This window comes from Mycobacterium sp. UM_CSW (assembly GCF_000455205.1).
GTDB lineage: Bacteria > Actinomycetota > Actinomycetes > Mycobacteriales > Mycobacteriaceae > Mycobacterium.
Genome location: NZ_AUWQ01000178.1, coordinates 1 through 525 on the forward strand (window position 1 = coordinate 1; position 525 = coordinate 525).

General features: G+C 63.6%; 1 protein-coding gene. It reads left to right on the forward strand.

The features are described 5' to 3' along the window. Positions 1–101: 101 nt before the first annotated feature. Positions 102–525: MmpS family transport accessory protein (locus N415_RS30330; RefSeq protein WP_161630371.1), on the forward strand; the 424-nt coding region annotated here is incomplete at its 3' end.

Genomic DNA, 525 nt, shown 5'->3' on the forward strand with positions numbered 1-525 from the left:
ACGCGACGTCGAGGCCGGGACGATCCCAGCGAGGAATTAGCGGTCGGAGCGTGCCACGATTCCGGCAATGGGAGGGCCGATCTTTCGGGCACACTGTCTTTGTGACGTCGGATTACGATCCGCCCCCTGGTCATCGGCGGCCCCCACGGGTGTGGCGCTGGGCGCTCGGCGGTTTGCTTGTCGCGATTCTCGGTCTCGGCGGATTTGTCGCGGTTTTTCACCGCGTCGCAAATCATGTCGAGGAGGGGTCAAAGTATGGGGTTAACGTCACTTATCAGGTTGAGGGCTCGGGTAGCTCGGTAGCCATCACCTACACGGTCGGCAAGGCCCATAGCGCGAAAGATTCGGCCGCGAGCATGCCTTGGACCAAGGACGTCGCCACCGGTGGCACCGTGTCGTTGGCTGCCACCAATGACCAATCAGGTGGCACGACCACGTGTCGGATCTTCGCCAACGGCAAGCAAATCTCGGAAAGCGCGGCGACCGGGCCGCTCGCCACCGCGAGTTGCACCGGCGACGTGGGCC